Source organism: Streptomyces sp. NPDC002790 (genome assembly GCF_040295505.1).
Lineage (GTDB): Bacteria > Actinomycetota > Actinomycetes > Streptomycetales > Streptomycetaceae > Streptomyces.
On record NZ_JBEOVM010000056.1, the window covers coordinates 12,595 to 34,706 of the forward strand.

Annotated in this window: 20 protein-coding genes and 1 pseudogene; 19 read left to right on the forward strand and 2 right to left on the reverse strand. The window is 69.9% G+C overall.

What is annotated here, in order from left to right:
- Window positions 1–3: 3 nt before the first annotated feature.
- The 10 genes from ABT004_RS23025 to ABT004_RS23070 all read left to right on the forward strand — a co-directional run bounded on the left by ABT004_RS23025 (window position 4) and on the right by ABT004_RS23070 (window position 10,226).
- Window positions 4–1,146, forward strand: a complete 1,143-nt coding sequence (locus ABT004_RS23025; protein WP_351339956.1) for an ABC transporter substrate-binding protein — start codon at window positions 4–6, stop codon at window positions 1,144–1,146.
- Entirely contained in the window at window positions 1,143–2,000 is an 858-nt protein-coding gene (locus ABT004_RS23030) for an ABC transporter permease (protein ID WP_351339959.1), read from the forward strand. The genes ABT004_RS23025 and ABT004_RS23030 overlap by 4 nt, the downstream gene beginning before the upstream one ends.
- The gene (locus tag ABT004_RS23035) at window positions 2,000–2,821 is read left to right on the forward strand and encodes an ABC transporter permease (RefSeq protein ID WP_351339962.1); all 822 of its coding nucleotides are present in this window, start codon (window positions 2,000–2,002) and stop codon (window positions 2,819–2,821) included. The genes ABT004_RS23030 and ABT004_RS23035 overlap by 1 nt, the downstream gene beginning before the upstream one ends.
- Window positions 2,818–3,621 (forward strand): ABC transporter ATP-binding protein, encoded by an 804-nt coding sequence (locus tag ABT004_RS23040; RefSeq protein ID WP_351339965.1) that lies wholly within the window; start codon window positions 2,818–2,820, stop codon window positions 3,619–3,621. Before ABT004_RS23035 ends, ABT004_RS23040 begins: the two co-directional genes overlap by 4 nt.
- On the forward strand, window positions 3,593–3,949 hold the full coding sequence (locus tag ABT004_RS23045; protein WP_351339968.1) for a hypothetical protein: 357 nt from the start codon (window positions 3,593–3,595) through the stop codon (window positions 3,947–3,949). Before ABT004_RS23040 ends, ABT004_RS23045 begins: the two co-directional genes overlap by 29 nt.
- A gap of 119 nt (window positions 3,950–4,068) precedes the next feature.
- Window positions 4,069–5,070: a LysR family transcriptional regulator gene (locus ABT004_RS23050; RefSeq protein ID WP_351339970.1), complete on the forward strand. Its 1,002-nt coding sequence runs from the start codon at window positions 4,069–4,071 to the stop codon at window positions 5,068–5,070.
- Between the two features lie 93 nt (window positions 5,071–5,163).
- Window positions 5,164–6,756, forward strand: coding sequence for an aminotransferase class V-fold PLP-dependent enzyme (locus ABT004_RS23055; protein WP_351339973.1), 1,593 nt, complete (start codon window positions 5,164–5,166; stop codon window positions 6,754–6,756).
- Between the two features lie 40 nt (window positions 6,757–6,796).
- Entirely contained in the window at window positions 6,797–7,291 is a 495-nt protein-coding gene (locus tag ABT004_RS23060) for a RidA family protein (protein ID WP_351339976.1), read from the forward strand.
- Window positions 7,292–7,350: 59 nt separating this feature from the next.
- Window positions 7,351–8,652 carry an amidohydrolase/deacetylase family metallohydrolase gene (locus ABT004_RS23065; protein ID WP_351339979.1) on the forward strand — a complete coding sequence of 434 codons (1,302 nt, stop codon included), beginning with the start codon at window positions 7,351–7,353 and terminating at the stop codon, window positions 8,650–8,652.
- 116 nt (window positions 8,653–8,768) lie between these two features.
- On the forward strand, window positions 8,769–10,226 hold the full coding sequence (locus ABT004_RS23070; RefSeq protein WP_351339982.1) for an MFS transporter: 1,458 nt from the start codon (window positions 8,769–8,771) through the stop codon (window positions 10,224–10,226).
- Here the strand turns inward: ABT004_RS23070 and ABT004_RS23075 are convergent.
- Complete coding sequence (locus ABT004_RS23075) at window positions 10,207–11,292, reverse strand: Lrp/AsnC family transcriptional regulator (RefSeq protein ID WP_351339985.1); 1,086 nt, start codon at window positions 11,290–11,292, stop codon at window positions 10,207–10,209. The genes ABT004_RS23070 and ABT004_RS23075 overlap by 20 nt on opposite strands.
- Window positions 11,293–11,382: 90 nt before the next feature.
- Here ABT004_RS23075 and ABT004_RS23080 point away from each other — a divergent pair, with 90 nt between their 5' ends.
- The 3 genes from ABT004_RS23080 (at window position 11,383) to ABT004_RS23090 (ending at window position 14,787) form a co-directional block, all read left to right on the forward strand.
- Window positions 11,383–12,633 (forward strand): metal-dependent hydrolase family protein, encoded by a 1,251-nt coding sequence (locus ABT004_RS23080; RefSeq protein ID WP_351339988.1) that lies wholly within the window; start codon window positions 11,383–11,385, stop codon window positions 12,631–12,633.
- Complete coding sequence (locus ABT004_RS23085) at window positions 12,630–14,204, forward strand: AbgT family transporter (protein WP_351339991.1); 1,575 nt, start codon at window positions 12,630–12,632, stop codon at window positions 14,202–14,204. The genes ABT004_RS23080 and ABT004_RS23085 overlap by 4 nt, the downstream gene beginning before the upstream one ends.
- A 91-nt stretch (window positions 14,205–14,295) precedes the next feature.
- Window positions 14,296–14,787, forward strand: coding sequence for a lamin tail domain-containing protein (locus ABT004_RS23090; protein ID WP_351339994.1), 492 nt, complete (start codon window positions 14,296–14,298; stop codon window positions 14,785–14,787).
- A gap of 159 nt (window positions 14,788–14,946) precedes the next feature.
- On the opposite strand, the pseudogene ABT004_RS23095 reads toward ABT004_RS23090, so the two are convergent.
- A pseudogene (locus ABT004_RS23095) lies at window positions 14,947–15,732 on the reverse strand (pectate lyase family protein); the annotation flags it as partial.
- Window positions 15,733–15,945: 213 nt separating this feature from the next.
- Between ABT004_RS23095 and ltnD the strand changes: the two are divergent.
- The 6 genes from ltnD to denD all read left to right on the forward strand — a co-directional run bounded on the left by ltnD (window position 15,946) and on the right by denD (window position 22,111).
- The gene (gene ltnD, locus ABT004_RS23100; RefSeq protein ID WP_351339997.1) at window positions 15,946–16,920 is read left to right on the forward strand and encodes an L-threonate dehydrogenase; all 975 of its coding nucleotides are present in this window, start codon (window positions 15,946–15,948) and stop codon (window positions 16,918–16,920) included.
- A gap of 1 nt (window position 16,921) precedes the next feature.
- On the forward strand, window positions 16,922–18,205 hold the full coding sequence (gene otnK / locus ABT004_RS23105) for a 3-oxo-tetronate kinase (RefSeq protein WP_351339999.1): 1,284 nt from the start codon (window positions 16,922–16,924) through the stop codon (window positions 18,203–18,205).
- Window positions 18,202–18,864 (forward strand): class II aldolase/adducin family protein, encoded by a 663-nt coding sequence (locus ABT004_RS23110; RefSeq protein ID WP_351340002.1) that lies wholly within the window; start codon window positions 18,202–18,204, stop codon window positions 18,862–18,864. Before otnK ends, ABT004_RS23110 begins: the two co-directional genes overlap by 4 nt.
- Before the next feature lie 61 nt (window positions 18,865–18,925).
- A complete protein-coding gene (locus ABT004_RS23115; RefSeq protein ID WP_351340004.1) occupies window positions 18,926–20,233 on the forward strand; it encodes an MFS transporter in 1,308 nt (435 codons plus the stop codon).
- A gap of 31 nt (window positions 20,234–20,264) precedes the next feature.
- Window positions 20,265–21,080, forward strand: a complete 816-nt coding sequence (otnI, locus tag ABT004_RS23120; protein ID WP_351340006.1) for a 2-oxo-tetronate isomerase — start codon at window positions 20,265–20,267, stop codon at window positions 21,078–21,080.
- Window positions 21,077–22,111, forward strand: a complete 1,035-nt coding sequence (gene denD, locus ABT004_RS23125) for a D-erythronate dehydrogenase (RefSeq protein ID WP_351340008.1) — start codon at window positions 21,077–21,079, stop codon at window positions 22,109–22,111. The genes otnI and denD overlap by 4 nt, the downstream gene beginning before the upstream one ends.
- Window position 22,112: the final 1 nt, after the last annotated feature.

Below are 22,112 nucleotides of genomic sequence, written 5' to 3' on the forward strand. Positions count from 1 at the left end.
CCAATGGTTCGCGCCACACGCCACATCGCCGTGGCGGCATGCTCGGGAATCCTGCTGCTTGCGGGGTGCTCCGACGGTTCCACCGTGGACGATGCCGTGGAGGGTGCATCCGGCGCGGGCGCGGCGGCGCCGGTCCGCGTCAGAGCCGGATATGTGTCCGCCATCGACCAGATAGGCCTGCCGTCCGGGGTGGAGGCCGGGTACTTCGACGAACAGAACCTCAACGTGAAGCTGGCCCAGCCGTACCCGACCGGCGTGGACGCGCTCAACGCCCTGCAGGCGGGCGAGGTCGACTTCATCCAGGTCGGCACACCCGCGATCGCCGCAGCCCAGAAGGGCATCGACCTGTCGCTGGTCGGCAACTACACCGGCTCGTCCAGCCAGAAGAGCATCGACGAGACGATGGCCGTCGTCACCACCGCCGCGTCCGGCGTGGACGGCAAGGACCTCAAGACCCTGCGCGGAAAGAAGATCGGCGTCTCCGAGGGCTCCATCAACCACCTCTACCTGCTCGGTCTGCTGCGCGAGGCCGGCCTGAAGACCGGCGACGTCAAGATCGTGAACACCGAGCCGCCGGACATGGCGGTCGCCCTCAAGACCGGCGGCATCGACGCGGCGATCGTCTGGGACCCGTTCCCCATCACCATCGTCGACCAGGTCGACGGCGCCAAGGAGGTGCTGCGCGGCGGCGGGCACATCCCGTTCATCGGCTACATCGTCACCACACCCTCGTACGCGAAGAAGCACCCCGAGGTCGTCGAGCGCTTCCTGACGGCGCGGGCGCGCACCGACCATTGGATGCGCGAGAACCCGAAGGACGCGGCCGACTCCGCGACCCGGTGGCTGCCCGGCACGAAGAAGCCGGTGGCCGTGGAGGCGATGAAGTACAACGTGAAGCAGCTCGATCCGCGCTTCTCCGCCTGCAACTACCTCGCCCTCGACACCCAGGCCCGGCTGCTCGCCAAGCAGGGCGCCGTCAAGTCCGGCTTCGACGTCGACAAGTACTTCGACCCGGAGCCGATCCTGAAGGTGATGGCGGCCAACCCGAAGCTCTTCCGTGATCTGCCCGACGTACCGAAGGCGGCGGCCGTCAAGGGCGGATACCACTTCGACCGGGCGAGTGCCTCGAAGGCCTGCCCGTCGTGACCCCGCCGACGACGAAGGCGGCTCCCCCGCGCCCGGCGGCCGCCCTGTCGGGCCACGCACGAGAGCCTCGTAAGCGGGGTGGCTCCCGGCTCGGCCGCGCGCTCTGGTTCCTCGGGCCGCTCGCCGTACTCGCCGTCGCGTGGGCGGTGACGGTGGCCGTCACGGGGACACCACTGCGGGTGTTCCCGCAGGTGACCGACGTGGCCAGCGCGCTCGGTGACATGGCGGCGAGTGGTGACCTGGTCCGGCACCTGGGCGCGAGCCTGCGGCGGATGGGCATCGGGATCGTGCTCGCGCTGGTGACCGCGTTGCCGTTCGGCATCGCCCTCGGGTCGAGCCGCGCGCTGTCCGCGTTCTTCGCGCCGCTGCTGCGGTTCTCGGTCGCGCTCGCGGGCATCGCGTGGATCCCGGTGGCGACGCTGTGGTTCGGCTACGGCGACCGCGCGGTGATCTTCATCGTGTGGAACGCGATGTTCTTCGCGCTGACGTACAACGCGATGCTGGGCGTGCGCCAGATCCCGGTCCAACTGCTGCGCGCGGCAAGGTCGTTGGGGACAGGACGGGTGCGGATGTTCTGGGAGATCCTGCTGCCGGGCGCCCTGCCGAGTATCGTGACCGGCCTTCGCGTGGGTCTCGGGTACGGCTGGCGTGGGCTCGTGGCCGCCGAGATCATCGCGGGCAGCGCGGGCCTCGGCTACGCCCTGTTCCAGGCGCAGAAATACTTCCGCACCGACGTCATCATCGCCTCGATGGTCATCATCGGGGTGCTGTGGCTGCTGATGGACCGGCTGCTGCTCGCGCCTCTTGAGCGGCGCACCGTGGAGCGCTGGGGCATGACGGGGGTGAACCGCTGATGACCGCACTGTCCACGGCCACGATGCCCATGTGGCGGCGCCTGTTGCGCAGCGGCACGGTCCGCACGCTCGGCCCGTTCGTGCCGGTCGTCGCCCTGTGGTGGCTGCTCGCCGAGTTCGAGGTGTTCCCCCGGTCGTTCTTCGCCGGCCCCGGCGAAGTAGTCACCACGCTCGGCGGCCTCCTGGAGAAGGGCATCCTGCCGGGCTATCTCTCCGACTCCCTGACCCGCCTCGCGTACGGCGTCGGGTTCGGGCTGCTCATCGGCCTGCCGCTGGGCTTCGCGGTCGCGATGATCGGCCCGTTGCGCCGGTTCTTCTGGCCGATTTTGCTGTTCTTCCAGGCGATCGCGGACATCGCGTGGCTGCCGATCGTCATCGTCTGGTTCGGCTTCAGCCTGACCGCCGTCACCTTCGTGATCGTCTACACCATCGTCTTCCCGCTGATGCTCAGCGTCGTCGCAGGCGTCGAACAAGTGCCGCGCGAGCTGGTGCGGGCGGCGCGGAGCCTCGGGGCCGGGCGGTGGCGGGTGTTCGTCGAGGTGATCGTGCCGGGGTCGCTGCCTTCGGTGGCGGGCGGCGTCCGCACCGGGCTCGGCTACGGCTGGCGGGCGCTGGTGGCCGCCGAGATCATCGTCGGCACCAGCGGGATCGGCTACATGATGTTCGACGCGCGCCGGGTCGGTGACATCAGCCAGGTCTTCCTCGGCATGGTCGTCCTCGGCGCGCTCTGGTACGCGCTGGACGCGCTGATTCTGGCCCCGTTCGAGCGGGCGACCGTCGAACGCTGGGGAATGGTGAGGACGTTGGAGGCAGACGGATGACCGCTCTGGAGATCAGCAAGCTGCGCAAGGCCTACGCCGACGCCTACAGCGGCGAGGAGGTGACAGCCATCGACGAGGTCTCCTTCGGCGTCCAGGAGGGCGAGTTCGTGTCGGTCCTCGGGCCGAGCGGCTGCGGCAAGACCACCGTCCTGAACATCGTCGCCGGGTTCGTCGAGGCGAGCGGCGGCACGGTGTCCGTGGACGGCGCGCCCGTGCACGGCCCCGGCCCCGACCGAGGTGTGGTGTTTCAGAGCCATGCGCTCTTCCCGTGGAAGACGGTGCTCGGCAACGTCGCGTTCGGGCCGCGGATGCGCGGCGTGGCGAAGACCGAACGCGCCGACCGGGCAAGGGAGTTCCTCGACCTGGTCGGCCTCGGGGGCTTCGAGCACCGCTATCCGCACGAACTGTCCGGCGGCATGCAGCAGCGGCTCGGCGTGGCCCGCGTACTCGCCAACGAACCGGCGGTGATGCTCATGGACGAGCCGTTCGCCTCCATCGACGCGCAGACCCGGCGCAAGCTGCAGGAGGACCTCACCGGCATCTTCGAGAGCCGTCGCCCGACGGTCTTCTTCGTCACCCACGACGTCGACGAGGCGGTGTTCCTCTCCGACCGCGTCGTGGTGCTCTCCCGGCGCCCCAGCCGGGTCAGGGAGATCGTCGACGTCGAACTGCCCCGGCCGCGGCGCTGGGACGCCGCCGTGACGCTGCCGGGATTCCGGGCCACCGTGGACCGGGTCAACGCACTGCTGGCAGGGGATGGGGGTGAGGACGGTGCCGCCGACGTCGTCGCTTCTTCGTAGGACCGCGAAGAGTCCCACGCTGCGGAAGATCGCGGTGGTGGTGCTGCTCGTCATCGTCTACCAGGTGTGGCTGAGCGTGCAGGCCACCGGAAAGGTCGACTCGGGGGTGGGCGAACTCCGCGACCCCCGAGGGCGGTTCGCGGTCGACGTCGAACTCGACTTCAAGCCCGAGCGGTACCACATCCTGCAGTTGCAGAAGCACGGCCGGATCGCCGGTACCGACGGGCATGTGGTGCATCTGCGCGGGGTGGCACCGGCCGGGGTGGACGCGCTGACCCGCGAGTACTGGATCGAGCACATCGGGGCGCCAGGGGGAGCGCCGCGCTGAACCCGCTTGCCGGGCAGGCGGGTTCACGGCTTCGCACGCTATTCGGAAACCGTATCGGCCCTCCTCTGAAAGCCGGTCCCTTCTGGTCCGCGGCGCGCGGGCGACGGTAGACGAGAGGCATGCTCCGTTCCGATCTGCGTCTCGAATGGCTCGTCTCCTTCCTCGGCGTCGTGGACACCGGCAGCTTCAGTGCGGCGGCCGAGCTGACCCACCGCTCCCAGCCGCGCGTGAGCATGCATGTCGCCGCCCTCGAACGGGAGGCGGGGGTGCCGCTGTTCGACCGCGACCGGCGCCCTGTGACACCCACCGACGCGGGAGCGGTCCTCGCCGAGCACGCACGCGCCATCCTGCGCCGGCTCGCGGGGGCCGAGGCCGCGATGGCCGGGTACCGCGGCGCCGCGCGCGGGGTGGTGACGCTGGGCAGCTACCCGAGCGCGAGCGTCGCGTTCGTGCCGCAACTCCTCGAACGCATGGCACGAACCCGCCCCGCCATCAAGGTGGTGCTGGTCGAGCGCTCCACCCTGGAGCTCGACGCGGCGCTGGCGAGCGGCGAGGTGGACATCTGCCTGCGCCCCATGGCACCTCCGCCGGGCCCTTCGGTGGAGTCGCGGCCGCTGTGGTGGGAGGGCCTGATCGCGGTGCACCCGCCCGACCATCTGCTCGCCGAACTGCCGGAGCCACTACCGCTCGCCGCGGTGGCCGCGCATCCCCTGATCACCATCGGCCGGCTCGGCTCGTCCGAGGCGATGGGCTTCGAGACGTACCGCGCGTTCAGCGAACGCGGCCTCGAGCCCAACGCCGTACAGGCCACCAACCAGCCGCAGACCCTCATCTCGCTGGTCCGCAGCGGCCTCGGCATCGGTGTCACCAACCTGCTCGCCGTCGCCACCGCGGACACCTCGGGCGTCGTGGCGCGCAGGCTCGATGTGCCCTGCGGGCGCAGGGTCGCGGTGCACTGGTCCACCACCCGGACACTGACACCTCCCGCACGCACGTTGCTGCGCGAGATCGAGGCATCGGAGGCACCGGCAGGCACCCGGGACCTGACGGGAGACTCCCCGCACGGCTCATCCCCCGGTTCATCCAACTTGCGAATACCCGCATCAGCACGGCGCGCTTAACGCCGGACGGCGACGTTCCTAGCGTTAGGACCTGACCCAAACGACAGGTCCTAAGTCCAACACCGGTCAACGAGGCGGAAGTTGAGGGTTCGGATGCGTACTGACCCAGTCACACGTCGCACGATTCTCGGGCGCAGCGCGGCGGCCGGCGGGGCGCTCGCGCTCGGCCCGCTGTTCGCGGGGCAGGCGGCGGCCGCGGAGACCTCCCCGTACAAGGACGGGGCCGCCGCGAAGAAGGGCGGCTACGAGCGCATCGGTGTCCGGCCGCTCATCAACGGCCGTGGCACCTACACCGTCCTGAGCGGTTCGCTGATCCTGCCGGAGGTGCGCGAGGCCATCGACAGCGCGGCCCGCCAGTACGTGCAGTTGGACGAGCTGGCCGACGGCGTCGGCAGACGACTCGGCGAGCTGACCGGAGCCGAGTTCGGCATGGTCAGCTCCGGCTGCTCGGCGGCCCTGACACACGCGTCCGCGGCCTGCACGGCGGGCGGCAACCCGGATCTGCACATCCAGATCCCCGACCTGAGCGGCTTCGCCAAGACCGAGGCGGTCATCCCGAAGCACTCCCGGAACGTGTACGAGGCCGCGATCAGCGCGGTCGGCCTGAAGGTCGTCGAGGTGGCCACCCGTGAGGAGATGAAGGCGGCGCTCGGCCCGCAGACCGCGCTGGTCTACGTCTTCGCGATGCCCCGCGTCGACGAGAGCGAGCTGGACCTCAAGACGATCGCCGAGCTCGCCCACGCGAAGGACGTGCCGGTCCTGGTGGACGCCGCCGCCGAGGTGCTCACCATCCCCAATGTCCATCTGGAGCGCGGCGCCGACCTCGTCGCGTACAGCGGCGGCAAGGCGCTGCGCGGTCCGCAGTCGGCGGGCGTCCTGCTCGGCCGCGAGGACCTGGTGCGCGCGGCCTGGGTGCACAGCGCGCCGCACCACGGTTACGCGCGCGGCTTCAAGGTCGGCAAGGAAGAGGCCATGGGCATGCTCGCGGCCGTCGAGATGTGGGTGCGCCGCGACCACAAGGCCGAGTACGCGAGGTGGACTTCATGGCTGAGGACCATCGCCAAACGGGTCTCCGCCGCCGTCCCGGGTGTCACCTCCGAACTCGTCCAGCCGGAGGGCCTGTCCAACCGCACACCAACCCTCAATCTGTACTGGGACGCGGAGAAACGCGGTGTCGTCGGCCAGACGATCGTGGACGCCCTGTGGGAGGGCGAGCCGCGCATCGCCATCAACCCGGCCTCCGGCAAGAAGCCCTCGCAATCGGGCCTCGCCATCACCCCGTACATGCTGGAACCCGGCGACGAGAAGACCATCGCCGACCACATCGTCAAGCAGCTCAAGGACCCGCCCCCGGCCCCCGCCAAGCCGAAGCCTCCTGCCGTCGACGCGAGCGGCACCTGGTCCCTGGAGATCACCTACGCGGCCGGCGCCTCCAGCGCGCACAAGCTGACGCTGAAGCAGGACGGCGCGAAACTCACCGGCACCCACCGCGGCGACATCGTCTCGCGCGCCGCCACGGGGTCCGTCAGCGCCGACGAGGTGACGGTGACCAGCAGCTACGGCGAGGAGCACGGCGACTCCCTCTCGTACACCTTCACCGGGAAGCTCTCCGGCGACGCGATGAGCGGACGCGTCGATCTGGGCGAGTACCTCAAGGGCAGCTGGAAGGCGACCCGCACGTCCTGAGCACCACTTCGCAACCACTCTCACCTTCATCGGAGGACGCGTGACCTCGAACCGACGGGACTTCATCCGCAGGGCCCCCGCAGTGGCGGCCGTCGCCGCCGTACCGGCCGTGGTGGCGGGAGCGGGCACGGCCTCGGCCGCCGACGCCCGGCACGGCAAGCCGGACAAGCCGCGCAAGGAGGTGCACTACCCCGACGGCGAGAAGCCACCGGAGAACCCGCTCTTCAGCCCGATCGTCACGTACGGCTCGATGGTCTTCATCTCCGGCATCGGCGCCCACTTCGAGGGCGACATCCGCGCGCACACCGACCACGTACTCAACGAGGTGGAGCGCTATCTGGAGTCCGTGGGCTCCTCGATGGCGAAGGTGCTGAAGATCAATGTCTATCTGAACACCCTCGACGACTACGACGGAATGAACGAGGTCTTCCTCGGCCGCTGGGGCCCCGAACCGGGCGTGCGCACCACGATCGCGGCGGCGGCCGGCATCCCCGGCGACTCGCTGGTCGAGATCGACTGCATCGCCGTCATCTGACCGCCGGGACCCCATTCCGTCCCACTCATTCCGTCCCACTCGTACAAGGAGAGTGCTTCATGGAGGCAAGACAGCGGGCCCACTGGCTCGTGCTCCCCGCGGCGGTGACGCTGGTGCTGGGCGCGGCGACAGCGGGCGCCTCGGCGCCTTCGGCAGCGGGCGCGAAAGCGAAGGCCGAGGCCTACGACCTGGTGATCGAGCGCGGCCATGTCATCGACCCGAAGAACCACGTGGACGCGGTCCGCGACGTCGCGGTCAAGGGCGGGAAGATCGCGAAGGTGGCGAGGGACATCGACTCCTCCGCCGCGAAACAGACGGTCGACGCGGCCGGTACGTACCTCACTCCCGGCCTGATCGACCTGCACGCCCACCTGTTCCCCGGCCCCGAGGACGACTACGCGAACGGCAAGAACGGGGTGTCGCCCGACGGCTTCACCTTCCGCACGGGTGTCACCACCGCGGTGGACGCGGGCTCATCCGGCGCGGCCAACTTCGAGCTGTTCAAGAAGAACATCATCGACCGGTCCCAGACCCGGGTTCTCGCCTTCCTCAACATCGTCGGCAAGGGCATGGGCGGCGCCAAGGTCGAGCAGGACGTCAGTGACATGAAGCCGGGGCCCGCGGCCGAGTACCCGGACACCGTCGTCGGCATCAAGACCGCGCACTACGAGGGCAAGGACTGGGCCGCCGTCGACAACGCGGTCGAGGCGGGCACCAAGGCGGACCTCCCCGTCATGGTCGACTTCGGCGCCAACCACCCGGAGCGGCCGATCGAGCAGCTCCTCGGCGAGAAGCTGCGCCCCGGCGACATCTACTCGCATGTGTACTCGGGGTTGCGCAACGAGCTGCTCGACAACGGCAAGCTCAATTCGGGCCTGCACAAGGGCCGGGAGCGCGGTGTGCTGTTCGACGTCGGGCACGGCGGCGGCAGCTTCAGCTGGAACGTGGCCGTCGAGGCGATGAAGGAGGGCTTCGCGCCCGACACCATCTCCACCGATCTGCACATCACCAGCATGAACGCCGGCATGAAGGACATGCCGAACATCATGGGCAAGTTCCTCACGCTCGGCATGCCGCTGAAGGACGTGGTCGAGGCCTCCACCTGGAAGCCCGCGAAGGCGGTCGGCCGCGCCGACCTGGGCAACCTCTCGGTCGGAGCCCCCGCCGACCTGGCGATGTTCTCCCTCGACAAGGGCAGGTTCGGCTACGTCGACAGCTTCGGCTTCCGCATCGACGGCAGCCGCAAGCTCACCACCCAGCTGACCGTCCGCGACGGCAAGGTGGTGTGGGACCTCAACGGCAAGTCCGCCACGAAGTGGACACCGGGCGCCAAGCCGGACACCGGGGAACACGAGCACTGACAGGCACTGACCAGCATTCGGACAAGTGGACGAGGCCCTTCCGGTGGTTGCATACGATTCCACGAAACGCACGACCAGCACCACCCGCACCATCGGAAGCACACCGGAAGGCCCCCGTGAGCACCACCACACCCCCGACCGCCGGGACGGGAACCGTCGCGATCCGGTCCGCGGCCGACGTCTCGGACCTGGTCAACTCCGGCACGGCGCGCGGCAAGCACGCCCGGATGATCGTGATCATCGCGCTCGGCGGCATCTTCCTCGACGCGTACGACCTCAGCTCGCTCGCGTACGGGCTGCCCGACATCACGAAGCAGTTCGGCCTCAGCTCCGCGATGGCCGGTGTCGTGACCGCCTCGATCAGCGTCGGCTCGCTGATCGGGGCGCTCGTCGGTGGCTGGCTCGTGGACCGAATAGGCCGCTATCGGGTCTTCATGGCCAACATGCTGTTCTTCGTCGTTACGGCGTTGGTGTGCTCGGTCGCGCAGGATGTGTGGACGCTGATCGGCGCCCGCTTCGTGATGGGCATCGGCGTCGGCATGGACATCCCGGTCGCCATCGCGTTCCTCGCCGAGTTCTCCCGGCTGCGCGGCAAGGGCAGCAAGGGCTCGCGCACGGCCGCCTGGTCGCCCGCCTGGTACGCGGCGACCAGCGGCTGCTACCTCGTCATCATGGCGCTGTACTTCCTGCTGCCGGACGCCCACCTGGGCTGGCTGTGGCGCTTCACGGTCGGGTTCGGCGCGATCCCCGCGCTCGTGGTCCTGCTGCTGCGCCGGCGGTACATGAACGAGTCCCCGACCTGGGCCGCCGACCAAGGTGACCTGGACCGCGCGGCGAGCATCCTGCGGCAGTCGTACGGTGTGGAGGCGTACGTCCCCGATGACGTCGAGGGGAAGTCGGAGCGGCCGCGGCGGCCCGGACTCGCCTCCTACGCGCGCCTGTTCACGGGCCCGTACCGCACCCGCACCATTCAGTCGGTGGCGGTCGGGCTCGCGGAGACCTTCGGCTACAACGCGGTCGCGTTCGGCCTGCCGATCATCATCGCGACGCTCATGACGCAGGGGCCGCTGACCACGATCGCGTCGTCCTTCACCCTGAACCTCGTCTTCGCGCTGACCGGCGGACTGCTCGGCATCCGCTGGGCGTCGACGAAGGGCGCCTGGCCGATGATGACGCTGGGCTTCGCGATCCAGCTCGTCGCGATCTCGGTGCTCGCGCTCATCGGGCAGCCGTCGGGCACGGCTGTCGTCACGGCGGGCATCCTGATGCTGGGAGCCTTTATGTTCGCCCAGGGATTCGGTCCCGGCGCACACATCATGAGCTACGCCTCGCTGGGGTTCCCGACCTCCATGCGCGGTGTCTCCATCGGCTTCAACCAGGCGGTCCTGCGCCTCGGTTCGACGCTCACATTGTTCTTCTTCCCGATCCTCAGCACCGGCCTCGGCACGGGGGTGTACTGGGTGATCCTCGGCGCGCCCGTCCTCGGCCTGATCGCGCTGCTCGTCAAGCGCTGGGAGCCGGTGGGCTTCGATCCCGATGCGGAGGAGCGCGAACTCAGTCTCCGGTCGATCTGAGCGGGACCGCGCCCACGCTGTGGCCGCGCCGGTCGAGCAGTCGGCCGGCGTGCTTCAGTGTGCGCAGCACCACCGCGCGCTCCGTGATGCGCAGGCCGAGATCGGCGAGGCGGCGGTTGAGGAGGGCCTCCGTGGTGTGCACCTCGGCGAGTGTGCGCAGCCAGATGTCCAGGATGAGGTTGTGGGTGCCCGCGGTGATGCTGCACATGCGCAGCCCCGGCAGGGTGCGCAGGGCCTGCACGGCGGGGTCCAGGTTCTCGGCGGGCACCGACCCGAAGTAGACGGCGGAGACCGGGAATTCGGTCAGCGGCCGGGCCAGCGTGCACCGCAGCGAGAGCCTCCCGCCCGCGGTGAGCACCCGCAGCCTGCGCCGGACCGTGGCGGTGCTCGCCCCGGTGGCACGGGCCAGGCCGGACAGCGGCATCCGCCCGTCCGAGCCGAGCGCGTGCGCGATGCGCCGGTCGATGGAACGTATCGGCTCATCGGGGACGGGGCTCCCGGCGTCCGCGTACTCGGGCCGCAGCAGCGCGCGCTGGCCCGGCGTGAGGCTCCGCAGCCGCCACTGCGCCCCCTCGAAGGGCACCGCCGTGATGACATGGATACGGGTGCCGCGCACACCGTGCAGCCGGGAGATCCGCTCGCCGGTGTACCGAGCGAGGTCGTCGAACGACGAGGCGCCCACGATGGCCAGCAGATCGCGCCCACCGGACGTCTGCTTGAGGCTGAGCATCCGGGAGTCGGCGGCGAGCGACGTCAGCACGTCCTCCGGCAGATGCCCACCGGTGTCGATCTCGACCTGCGCGTACACCGACCCTTCGTCGCGGTCGAGCGCGAGGTACCCGTCGACCCAGGCCGCCCCGCTACGCGCGAGCCGCTCCCAGCGGCGGGCGGCGGTGACGGGGTCGATGTCGAGGGCCTCGCCGACGAGTGTCCACGGGGCGCGGGTGTTGACCTGAAGCGCGTGCACGAGCGCGAGGTCGAGCTCGTCGATCCGGGTGCGGTCGGCGACGGGCTCCGCCGGGGCCGGTTCCGACGGCTCTGACAGTTCTGAATGCTGCGTTCTCACGGTGGCCGAAATCCTGCACAGTTAGGTGGACCAGGTCAGGTTCCTGCGATTTTACGTGTTCGTCATCGCCGAATCCGACAGTGTTCGCTCATGAGTTCCCAACAGCCTTCCTCGCCCCGCTCGCTCCGCGTCACCAACGCCCGCCTGATCGACGGCACCGGCGCCGCGCCTGTCGAGAACGCCACGCTCGTCGTCGACGCCGAGGGCCTCATCGCGTACGCGGGCCCGTCGGCGACGGCGCCGGACGCCCAACCCGGCGTACACACCATCGACGCCGGTGGTCGCACCCTCCTCCCCGGCTTCATCGACACCCACGTCCACCTCGGTGTCGAGTCCGCGCGCCAGATGGTGCGCCGCTACGAGCAGGACAGCACGGTCGAGGTGTTCCGCACGGCGGAGCGCCTGCGTGCCACCCTCGACGCCGGTGTCACCACGGTGCGCGACCTGGGCGGGCTCCCGGCCGGGTACCGCACGGCCGTCGCGCAGGGCCTGACCGCGGGACCGCGCATCCACACGGCGGTCCGCATCCTCAGCCACACCGGCGGCCACGCCGACTTCGCCACCGAGTGCGGCTTCGACCCGAGCTCCGGGATGGGCGAGATCGCCGACACACCGGACGAGGTGCGGCTCGCGGTGCGCAAGCTGCTGCGCGCGGGCGCCGATGTCATCAAGGTGTGTGCCACCGGCGGCATGTCGAGCCCCTACGACCACCCCGACGACGAGGGCCTGACCGAGGACGAGATCCGTACGGTCGTCGAGGAGCTGGCCCGGCACGGCGGCCGCCCGGTCGCCGCGCACGCGCAGGGCACGGCGGGCATCCTCAACGCCATCCGCGGTGGTGTCACCAGCGTCGAGCACGGCTACGGCATGTCGGCGCAGGCCCGTGAACTCGCGGGCGAGCGGGGCACGTTCGTGGTCCCGACGCTCTCCACGGTCTTCGACGGCATCGACAAGGCCACCATGGAGCCGTACCACTACGAGAAGAAGGTCCGCTGGTCCGGGATCACCAAGGAGAACATCTCCGCGGCGATCGCCGAAGGCGTGAAGATCGCCATGGGCACGGACGCGGCGATGGTCCCGCACGGCCGCAACCTGCGCGAACTCACCCACCTCGTCGCCCTCGGCATGACACCTCTCCAGGCGATCACCACGGGTACCCGCTCCGCCGCCGAACTCCTCGGCCTGGAAGCCGAGATCGGCACCCTGGAGGCGGGCAAGCGGGCCGACCTGGTGCTGTGCGAGGGCGACCCGCTCGCCGACATCGCGCTGCTCGCCGACCCGGGGAACGTCGTCCTCGTCGCACAGGGCGGCACGCTCAGCAAGAACGGGCTCGGGACATGACGACACACGCGCCGGCCCCCGAGAAGGACCCCACCAGACGGGGGTTCATCGACAAGGCCATGTCCGGCATCGAGCGGGTGGGCAACAAACTCCCCCACCCGGTCCTCCTCTTCCTCGGCCTGTTCGTCCTCGTCGGCGCCGCGTCCACCGCGCTCGCGGCGGCCGGCGCGACGGTGCGGATACCCGGCGAGGACAAGACGGTCGCGGTGCAGGGGGTGTTCACCGGGAACGGCGTGGTCTGGCTCCTGGAGAACTTCATCCCCAACTTCACGGGCTTCCCGTCGCTCGGCACCGTACTGCTGATGATGGCGGCGGTGGGTGTCGCCGAGCGCACGGGCCTGCTGGAGACGGTGGTGCGTGCCTCGATCTCCCGCGCCCCGCGCGCCTTCCTCCCGTACCTGGTCGCCTTCGTGGCGGCGCAGGCCCACTTGATGAGCGACGTGGCGATCCTGGTGATCCCGCCGCTGGCCGCGCTGGTGTTCAAGAACGCGGGCCGCAACCCGGTCGCGGGGCTGATCGGCGGCTTCGCCTGCGTGTGCGCCGGATACGCGGCGGGCTTCTCGATCGGCGCGCTCGACGCCCTCTACACCGGCATCACCCACCAGGCCGCGCAGGTCCTCCCACAGGGCGCGGACGCCCCGACGCACATCCTGATCAACTACTTCTACACGGCGTCGGCCAGCGTCATCCTCGCCCTCATCGGCGGCTTCCTCATCTCGCGGATCCTGGAACCGCGACTGCCCTGGCCGACCGCGGACGGCACCGGGACGGACGCAGACGTCACCACGGGCGAAGTCACCACGGAGGTCACCGCCCTCCAGCGCCGGGGCATGCTCCGCGCGGGCCTGTCGGTCCTCGCCTACGCCGCCGTGGTCCTCACCTGCTGGCTGCTGCCCGGCTCCCCGCTGCGCGGCGAGGGCGGATCGCTGGTCCCCTCCCCCGTCCTCGACGGCATCGTCCCGCTCCTCTTCGTGGCGTTCCTGCTGGCCGGCGCGGTCTACGGCCGTACGGTCAAGGCGGTGACGCGCTTCGAGGACGTGCCGCGCATGATGGCCGACGCGATCACGGGCATGTCCGCGTACATCGTGCTCATCCTGGTCATCGCGCAGGTCATTGGCGTCTTCGACTGGACGAACCTGGGCACGCTGCTCGCGGTGAAGGGCGCGGCGCTGCTCGAATCGGTGGGCCTGACGGGCTACTTGGGCCTGGTGGCCTTCGTCCTGCTGGTCTGCGTGCTGAACCTGTTCATCACGTCGGGCTCGGCGCTGTGGTCCCTGGTGGCCCCGGTCTTCGTCCCGGCCTTCATGCTGCTCCACATGGAACCGGCGGTCACCCAGGCCGCGTTCCGCATCGGCGACTCGGCCACCCAGATGATCACGCCCCTGAACCCCTATGTCTTCCTGCTCCTCACGGTCCTCAGACGCTACGAGCCGGAGGCCCAACTCGGCTCCCTGCTCTCGAGGTTGTCGGTTTTCGTGGTGCCGTTCCTCGTGGCGTGGCTGGCCGTGCTCGGCATCTTCTACGGCTTCGACATACCGCTGGGGCCGGGGGCGTCGATCCACACACCCTGACCCACCCACAATTCCTTCACATCTACACCACCCACCGTTCACATGACATATGCTCGCGGGGCACCATTGGAACCACTGAGGGGGGAACCTCATGCGTTACCGCTACGCCCTGCCCGCTGCCGCCGCCGTCGCCGCGCTCGCCGCGACCGTGTCTCCCGCGCAGGCCGCCGAGTACCACTCGGCACTGAAGGTGAGGGGCGTTCAGTACGACGCTCCCGGCCCGGACTCCAACCGCTGCTCGGGCGGCAACACCAAGAACGAGTACCTGACCATCAAGAACTACTCGCGCACCGCGACGGTCAACCTCAAGGGGTACGTCGTGAAGGACGCCACGGGGAACCGCTTCAAGTTCACCGCGAGCCACTCCCTGCAGCCCGGTGACTACGTCAAGCTGCGCGGCGGCAACGGCAGCGACTCCGACGCGAAGAACGTCGTCTACCGCGACAACTGCAACTTCATATGGAACAACAGCGGGGACACCATCTACCTGTACAAGCCGTCCGGCGCCCGTTCCGACGTCCACAAGTACACCAAGGCGGCGAACGACCGGGACCGCAACGGATACATCAAGTTCCACAGCTGACCGGACCCGTACCGCACCCCGCCCACCGGTGTCGACCCCGGTGGGCGGGGTGCTGTTCGTCTACTGGACGTACGTCTCGAACTCCGCCACCTGGGGCGTCGCGCTCGCGCCGCTCGGCGACCAGTACGTGGTCATGCTGCCGTCGGCGTGGGTGTCTGCGTCGAGCTTGTACGAGTACGGGATCGAGACCGTGGTGTTGGACACCGGGTCCGGGCCCGCCGGCTTGCACTCACTACCGGCCGGCGACCACGTCACGTAGTCGAAGATGTTGCCGCCGACCTGCCAGGAGCCGGCTGCGTCCGTGTAGAACGCGCCGAGGACGTCCTTCGACTCGTTGAGGCTCACGTAGTAGTTGTTGTACATGTGCTCCGTGCCACCGCGGAGCAGGGGTACGCGGGAGTCGATGTTCTCGTACAGGTTGTGGTGGAACGTGATATAGCCGTTGGACAGTTCGGTCTCGCTGGAGCCGATGAGGCCGCCACGGCCCGAATTCCGCAGCGTGCTGTACGAGAGGCCGTCGTAGCCCTCCGACTCGCCGCCCGAGGCGAGCAGGTTCACCTGGTCCACCCAGACGTTGCGGACGTCGCTCTCCATGCCGATGGCGTCGCCGCCGTTGGAGGTGGGCGAGCCGGACTTCTTGACGTTCTGGACCGTCACGTTCTGGATGATGATGTTGCTGGACTGCCGTATGTGGATGCCGAGTTGGTCGAAGACCGCGCCGTTTCCGACACCCACGAGCGTGACGTTGCCGATCTGCTTGAGCTCGATGACACCGTCGGCCGTGTTGCAACTGTCGCCGGACACATTGCTGGTGTTGCCGTGGTTGACCGTACCCTCGACCTCAATGGTGATCGGGGTGCTGTCGCTCGCACGGTTGCACAGCGCCGCGTGGATCCGCGTCCCCGTGGTGGCCCGTACGGTCGCTCCGCCCGCGCCGGCGGCTGATCACCTCAAGCCCCGCTAGCGGTTGTTTTTTGAGCCCCGCCGGCGATTGAGGCGCGGGGTCCGGGGCAGAGCCCCGGCTTTTGGGCCCGGCCACGGGACCACTTCACACCGTCACCCACCTGTGACCGGCATCACCCTGTACTCAACGTCGACGTCAGGTCATCATATGACCTGCGTTCGACGGCCCACGCCCAGAGACAGGAACGGACACCCATGCACGACCCGGACCGCCCGGCACCCCCCACCCCCACGCCCCGCGTAGGCCTCGTCGGCCTCGGAGCCATGGGCCTCGGCATGGCCCGCAGCCTGCGCACCGCCGGGTTCCACGTGGCGGTCCACGACCTGCGCGCCGATGTCGCCGCCGCCTTCGCCCGCGAGGGCGGCACCGCCTACGACACGGCCGGTGACCTCGCGGCCGACGTCGACGTCCTCGTCGGCGTCGTGGTCAACTCGACGCAGGTCGAATCGGTCCTGTTCGGCGACGGGGACGGCGGCGCGGCCCACCGGCTGCGGCCCGGCTCCGTCTACGTCATGTGCTCCACCGTCGACCCGGCCTTCTCTGCCCAACTGGAGGGCAGGCTCGGCGAGTTGGGCGTCCGATTCCTCGACGCCCCGATCTCCGGCGGCGCCGCCCGCGCCGCGACCGGTGAGCTGACGATGATGACCTCCGGCTCCCCGGCGGCGTACGCGCTCGCCGACCCCGTGCTCGACGCGATGAGCGCCACTGTCTACCGGCTCGGTGACACCGCGGGGCTCGGCTCCAAGGTCAAGATCGTGAACCAGCTGCTCGCGGGCGTGCACATCGCCGCCGCCGCGGAGGCGATGGCCCTCGGCATCAAGGCGGGCGTGCCCGCCGAGTCGCTGTACGAGGTGATCACGCACAGCGCGGGCAACTCGTGGATGTTCGAGAACCGCATGGCACACGTCCTGGACGGGGACTACACACCACTGTCCGCGGTTGACATCTTCGTCAAGGACCTCGGGCTCGTGCTGGACTCGGCACGGCCGCAGAAGTTCCCGCTGCCGCTGTCCGCGACCGCCCACCAGATGTTCCTCCAGGCCTCCGCGTCCGGTCTCGGCAGCGAGGACGACAGCGCGGTCATCAAGATCTTCCCGGGCATCGAGCTGCCCGAGCCGAAGCCCGAGTCCAGGCCCGCGCCGAAGCCCGCGCCCCAGAAGGAGAACTGACATGCCCATCCGTCTCGGCTGCATCGCCGACGACTTCACCGGCGCCACCGACCTCGCCAACAACCTGGTCCGCGCGGGCATGCGCGTGGTCCAGCTGATCGACGTACCGGCGGCGGACACCAAGCCCCCGGCCGCCACCGACGCCGTCGTCATCGCGCTCAAGTCGCGGACCGTCCCGGCGGCCGAGGCCGTCGACTCCTCGCTGCGTGCCCTGGAGTGGCTGCGCTCCGCGGGCGCCGAGCAGATCTACTTCAAGTACTGCTCGACCTTCGACTCGACGCCCGCCGGCAACATCGGCCCGGTCACCGAGGCGCTGATGGACGCGCTCGGCACCGACTTCACCGTCGCGACGCCCGCGTTCCCCGACAACGGGCGCACCGTCTTCAAGGGGCACCTCTTCGTCGGCGACGTGCTGCTCGGCGAGAGCGGCATGCGCCACCACCCGCTGACCCCGATGGCCGACTCCAACCTGGTGTCGGTGCTCGGCGCGCAGACCGTGCGGCCCGTCGGGCTCATCGACCACAAGGCCGTCGCGGCCGGGCCCGAGGCCATCGCGGCCCGGATCGAGGAGCTGCGGGAGGACGGCGTCGGCGCCGCGGTCGTCGACGCCGTGTCGAACGACGACCTCGTGCGCCTGGGCGCGGCGGTCGCCGGACTGCCGCTGGTCACCGCCGGTTCGGGCCTCGCCATCGGGCTGCCCGCGAACTGGGGCATCGAGCCCTCCCCCGGGGCCGCCGAACTCCCCGCCGCCACGGGCCACTCGGCGGTCGTCGCCGGTTCGGTGTCCGCCGCGACGAACGGCCAGGTACGGGAGTTCCTCGCCACCGGCCGCCCCGGCTTCAGCGTGGATCCGATGCGGATCGCGGCGGGCGAGGACGTGGCCGCCGAGGCACTCGCCTTCGCCGACGCCCACCTGTCGTCGGACGGCCCGGTGCTCATCTACTCGACCGGGTCCCCCGACGCCGTACGCGACGTGCAGGGGCAGCTCGGGGCCGCCGAGGCCGGGGAGTTGGTGGAGCGGACGCTCGCGCGCGTCGCCCAGGGACTCGTCGAGCGCGGGGTGCGCCGGCTCGTCGTCGCCGGTGGCGAGACCTCCGGCGCCGTCGTCCAGGCCCTCGGCCTGACCGGGCTGCGGATCGGCCCGCAGATCGATCCGGGTGTGCCGTGGTGTGCCGCGCCGCTCGCCGACGGTGACACCCTCCACATCGCGCTCAAGTCGGGGAACTTCGGCGGCGCCGACTTCTTCACCTCGGCCTTCGCCCGCCCCGGGGAGGTCACGGCATGACCCCCGACACGGCACGCGCCGAGATCGTCCGCGTCGGCACCAGCCTCTTCGCCCGCGGCTACGTCCACGCCAGCGCGGGCAACATCAGCGCCAAGCTGGACGACGGCCAGGGCCACCTGATCACCCCGACCGACGCGGCGCTCGGCTTCCTCTCCGGTGACCGGATCGCCCAGGTCGACGCCGACGGACGGCAGATCGCGGGCGACCGCGCCAGCAAGACACTCTCCCTGCACCGCCGCATCTACGAGGCCGACCCCACGGCCCGCTTCGTCATCCACACCCACTCCACACACCTGGTCGCGCTCACCCTTGCCGGTGTGTGGCACCAGGACGATGTGCTGCCACCCATCACCCCGTACTACGTGATGAAGGTGGGCCACGTCCCGCTCATCCCCTACCACCGGCCCGGCGACCCGCTCGTCGCCCAGCTGGTGTCCGAACGGATCAACTCCCGCGCCGCTCAAGGCACTTCGATCCGCGCGGTCCTGCTCGACCGCCTCGGCCCCGTGGTCTGGGGCCCGGACGCCGCCTCCGCGCTCGCCGTACTCGAAGAGCTCGAGGAGACGGCCCGCCTCTGGCTGACGACCGACCGCAAGCCCGCACCGCTCCCCGAACGGGCCATCGCCGAACTGCGAGACACGTTCGGAGCGGCCTGGTAGTCCCCCGCCCGCTCATCCCCCGCTCATTCCCCCACCTGAGCCGCACAAGGAAGTGCCCCTCATGTCCACGACCGTCCCCACGGACGACACCCCCGAACTCGCGCGTGAGAACGCGGTCTTCCGCAAGGTGATCCGTCGCATCGTCCCCTTCCTGATCCTCTGTTACGTGGTCTCGTACCTGGACCGCGTGAACGTGGGCTTCGCCAAGCTGCAGATGTCCTCGGACCTCGGCTTCAGCGAGGCGGCCTACGGGCTCGGAGCCGGCCTCTTCTTCATCGGCTACTTCTTCTTCGAGGTCCCCTCGAACCTGCTGATGCAGAAGGTGGGCGCCCGCACCTGGATCGCCCGCATCATGATCAGCTGGGGGGTGGTGTCCGCGGCGTTCGCCTTCGTCAACAGCGAGACGACGTTCTACGTGCTCCGTTTCCTGCTCGGCGCCGCCGAGGCCGGCTTCTACCCCGGCGTGATCCTCTACTGCACGTACTGGTTCCCGTCCCAGCGCCGGGCCCGCGTCATCGCGATGTTCATGTCGGCGATTCCCGTCGCGGGCATCTTCGGCAACCCGCTCTCCGGCTGGATCATGGACGTCTTCGACGACGCGGCCGGCTGGAGCGGCTGGCAGTGGCTGTTCGTCGTGGAGGCGATCCCCGCCCTGGTCATCGGTGTCGTCTGCCTGTTCTGGCTCGACAACAGCGTGCGCGACGCCAAGTGGCTGACCGACGACGAGAAGACGGTCGTCGAGAAGGCCCTCGCCGCCGACGCCACCCACCACACCGTCCACGGCCGCGCCCTCGACGCCTTCCGCAACGGCAAGGTGTGGCTGATGTGCCTCATCTACTTCTGCTTCGTGATGGGTCAGTACGCGCTGACGTTCTGGATGCCGACGTTCGTACAGTCCACCGGCGTCAAGGGCGGCCTCGCGATCGGCGTCCTGAGCGCCGTCCCGTACCTGGCCGCGCTGATCGCCATGAACCTCTTCGGCTTCTCCGCCGACAAGCGCCGCGAGCGCCGCTGGCACCTGGTGATCCCATCGCTGATGGGCGCCGTCGGCTTCTCGATGGCGGCGAGCTTCACCGGTTCGACCGTGCTGGCCCTCGTCGCCCTGTCGATCGCGGCGGCAGGCGTCCTGACCTGCGCCCCGCTGTTCTGGTCGCTGCCGACCGCGTTCCTCGGCGGCACGGCGGCCGCGGCGGGCCTCGCGGTGATCAACTCAGTCGGCAACCTCGCCGGCTTCGTCAGCCCGTACATGATCGGCGCGCTGAAGGACGCGACCGGTTCGACGGCGATCCCGATGTACGTTCTGGCCCTTGCCCTCGTCATCGGTGCGGCGGCCGTCCTGACGACGAAGAAGGACGTCGTCAACCGCTGACGCACCCACCTCTTTCCCGATAGGAGTCACCATGCCAAGGTTCGCGGCGAATCTTTCCACGCTGTATCCCGAGTACGAGTTCCTGGACCGCTTCGCCGCGGCCTCGGCGGACGGCTTCGAGGCCGTCGAGTACCTCTTCCCGTACGCGTACGGGACCGCGGAGCTCCGCGCCCGCCTCGACGAACACGGCCTGCGCCAGGCCCTGTTCAACGCCTCGCCCGGCGACTGGGACGGCGGCGAGCGCGGCATCGCGGCCCTGCCCGGCCGCGAGTCCGAGGTGCGCGAGGGCGTCGACCGGGCGCTGGAGTACGCGGCCGCGCTCGGCAGCCCGCGCGTGCACATGATGGCGGGCCTCGCGCCCGAGGGTGTGTCGCGCGCCGCGTGCCGGGACACGTACCTGACCAACCTGGCGTACGCGGCCGAACAGGCGGCGCCCGCGGGGGTCGACATCCTGATCGAGCCCATCAACACCCGTGACATGCCGGGCTACTTCCTGAACCACCAGGCGGACGCCCACGCGGTCGTACGCGAGGTGGGCGCGGCCAACCTGAAGGTCCAACTCGACCTGTACCACTGCCAGATCGTCGAGGGCGACCTCACCGCCACCCTCCGCCGCGACCTGCCGACGGGCCGCGTGGGCCACCTTCAGATCGCGGGCGTCCCGGACCGCCACGAGCCCGACGCGGGCGAGCTGAACCTCACTCACCTCCTGTCGGTGGTGGACGGTTTGGGCTTCGACGGCTGGATCGGCTGCGAGTACTTCCCCAAGGCCGGCACGAGCGAGGGTCTCGGCTGGCTGAACAACTTCCGTACCGAGCAAGACAATTCTGGAGAGCACGCATCATGAGGATCGTCATCACGGGCGGCTTCGGCTTCCTGGGCCGCCAGGTCGCCGAGGCCCTGCTGGAGCGGCGCACGTTCGACGGCCTGCCCATCGACCGCCTCACGCTCGCGGACAGGTTCGTCCCGGACGAGTCGCCGCTCACAGCCAACGCACTGGTGGACGTGGTCCAGGGCGACCTCACGGACCGTCTCCCGGAGCTGTTCGCCGAGCCGGTCGACGTGGTCATCCACCTCGCGGCCGCGGTGTCGTCGGAGTGCGAGGCGGACTTCGACCTCGGCATGACCGCCAACCTGGACACAACCCGCGCTCTCCTCCAGGCTGCCCGCGCCCAGTCGGAGGCGGGCGGCCCCTCCGTACGCCTCGTGTTCGCGAGCAGCGTCGCGGTCTACGGCTCCGACGCGGCGCTCCCCCTGCCGCCCGTGGTCAGCGAGTCGACGCTGCCGACGCCGCAGTCCAGCTACGGCGTGCAGAAGCGGATCTGCGAGCAACTGGTCGCCGAGTACACGCGCCGCGGGTACGTGGACGGCCGCGTGACCCGCCTGATGACGGTGTCGGTACGCCCCGGCAAGCCGAACGCCGCCGCCTCCGGCTTCCTGTCCGGCGTCGTCCGCGAACCCCTCGCGGGCCTCGCGGCGACCTGCCCGGTGAGCCCGGAGACACGAGTGGCGCTGGCCTCCCCGCGCCGCACGGTGGAGGGCATCCTGCGGGTCGCCCAGGCCGAACTGGGCACGCGTGAGGGCCAGTTGACCGGCAAAATCCCAGTGAACCTCCCGGCCCTGACGGTCACGGTCGCCGAGATGCTCGCGACACTGCGCGAGGTGGCGGGCGACGCGGTGGCCGACCTGGTGACGGTGGCCCCGGACGCGTCCGTGGAGTCGATCGTCGGCTCGTGGCCGGCCTCCTTCGACAACACCCGCGCGGCGGCCCTCGGCCTCACCTCCGACCCGGACTTCGCGTCGGTGATCCGCCAGTACGTCGCCGACCACCCGGACGCGGTCACCGCCGAGGTGTCCGCGGCCACGTCGATAGACTGAC

Excerpts from the sequence above, each read along its gene's own strand:
- ABT004_RS23115 (WP_351340004.1), top strand. The coding sequence starts at position 18,926 with ATGTCCACGACCGTCCCCACGGACGACACCCCCGAACTCGCGCGTGAG.
- denD (WP_351340008.1), top strand. The coding sequence starts at position 21,077 with ATGAGGATCGTCATCACGGGCGGCTTCGGCTTCCTGGGCCGCCAGGTC.
- ABT004_RS23090 (WP_351339994.1), top strand. The coding sequence starts at position 14,296 with ATGCGTTACCGCTACGCCCTGCCCGCTGCCGCCGCCGTCGCCGCGCTC.
- ABT004_RS23040 (WP_351339965.1), top strand. The coding sequence starts at position 2,818 with ATGACCGCTCTGGAGATCAGCAAGCTGCGCAAGGCCTACGCCGACGCC.
- ABT004_RS23055 (WP_351339973.1), top strand. The coding sequence starts at position 5,164 with ATGCGTACTGACCCAGTCACACGTCGCACGATTCTCGGGCGCAGCGCG.
- ABT004_RS23025 (WP_351339956.1), top strand. The coding sequence starts at position 4 with ATGGTTCGCGCCACACGCCACATCGCCGTGGCGGCATGCTCGGGAATC.
- ABT004_RS23110 (WP_351340002.1), top strand. The coding sequence starts at position 18,202 with ATGACCCCCGACACGGCACGCGCCGAGATCGTCCGCGTCGGCACCAGC.
- ABT004_RS23050 (WP_351339970.1), top strand. The coding sequence starts at position 4,069 with ATGCTCCGTTCCGATCTGCGTCTCGAATGGCTCGTCTCCTTCCTCGGC.
- ABT004_RS23065 (WP_351339979.1), top strand. The coding sequence starts at position 7,351 with ATGGAGGCAAGACAGCGGGCCCACTGGCTCGTGCTCCCCGCGGCGGTG.
- ABT004_RS23085 (WP_351339991.1), top strand. The coding sequence starts at position 12,630 with ATGACGACACACGCGCCGGCCCCCGAGAAGGACCCCACCAGACGGGGG.
- ABT004_RS23080 (WP_351339988.1), top strand. The coding sequence starts at position 11,383 with ATGAGTTCCCAACAGCCTTCCTCGCCCCGCTCGCTCCGCGTCACCAAC.
- otnK (WP_351339999.1), top strand. The coding sequence starts at position 16,922 with ATGCCCATCCGTCTCGGCTGCATCGCCGACGACTTCACCGGCGCCACC.
- ABT004_RS23035 (WP_351339962.1), top strand. The coding sequence starts at position 2,000 with ATGACCGCACTGTCCACGGCCACGATGCCCATGTGGCGGCGCCTGTTG.
- ltnD (WP_351339997.1), top strand. The coding sequence starts at position 15,946 with ATGCACGACCCGGACCGCCCGGCACCCCCCACCCCCACGCCCCGCGTA.
- otnI (WP_351340006.1), top strand. The coding sequence starts at position 20,265 with ATGCCAAGGTTCGCGGCGAATCTTTCCACGCTGTATCCCGAGTACGAG.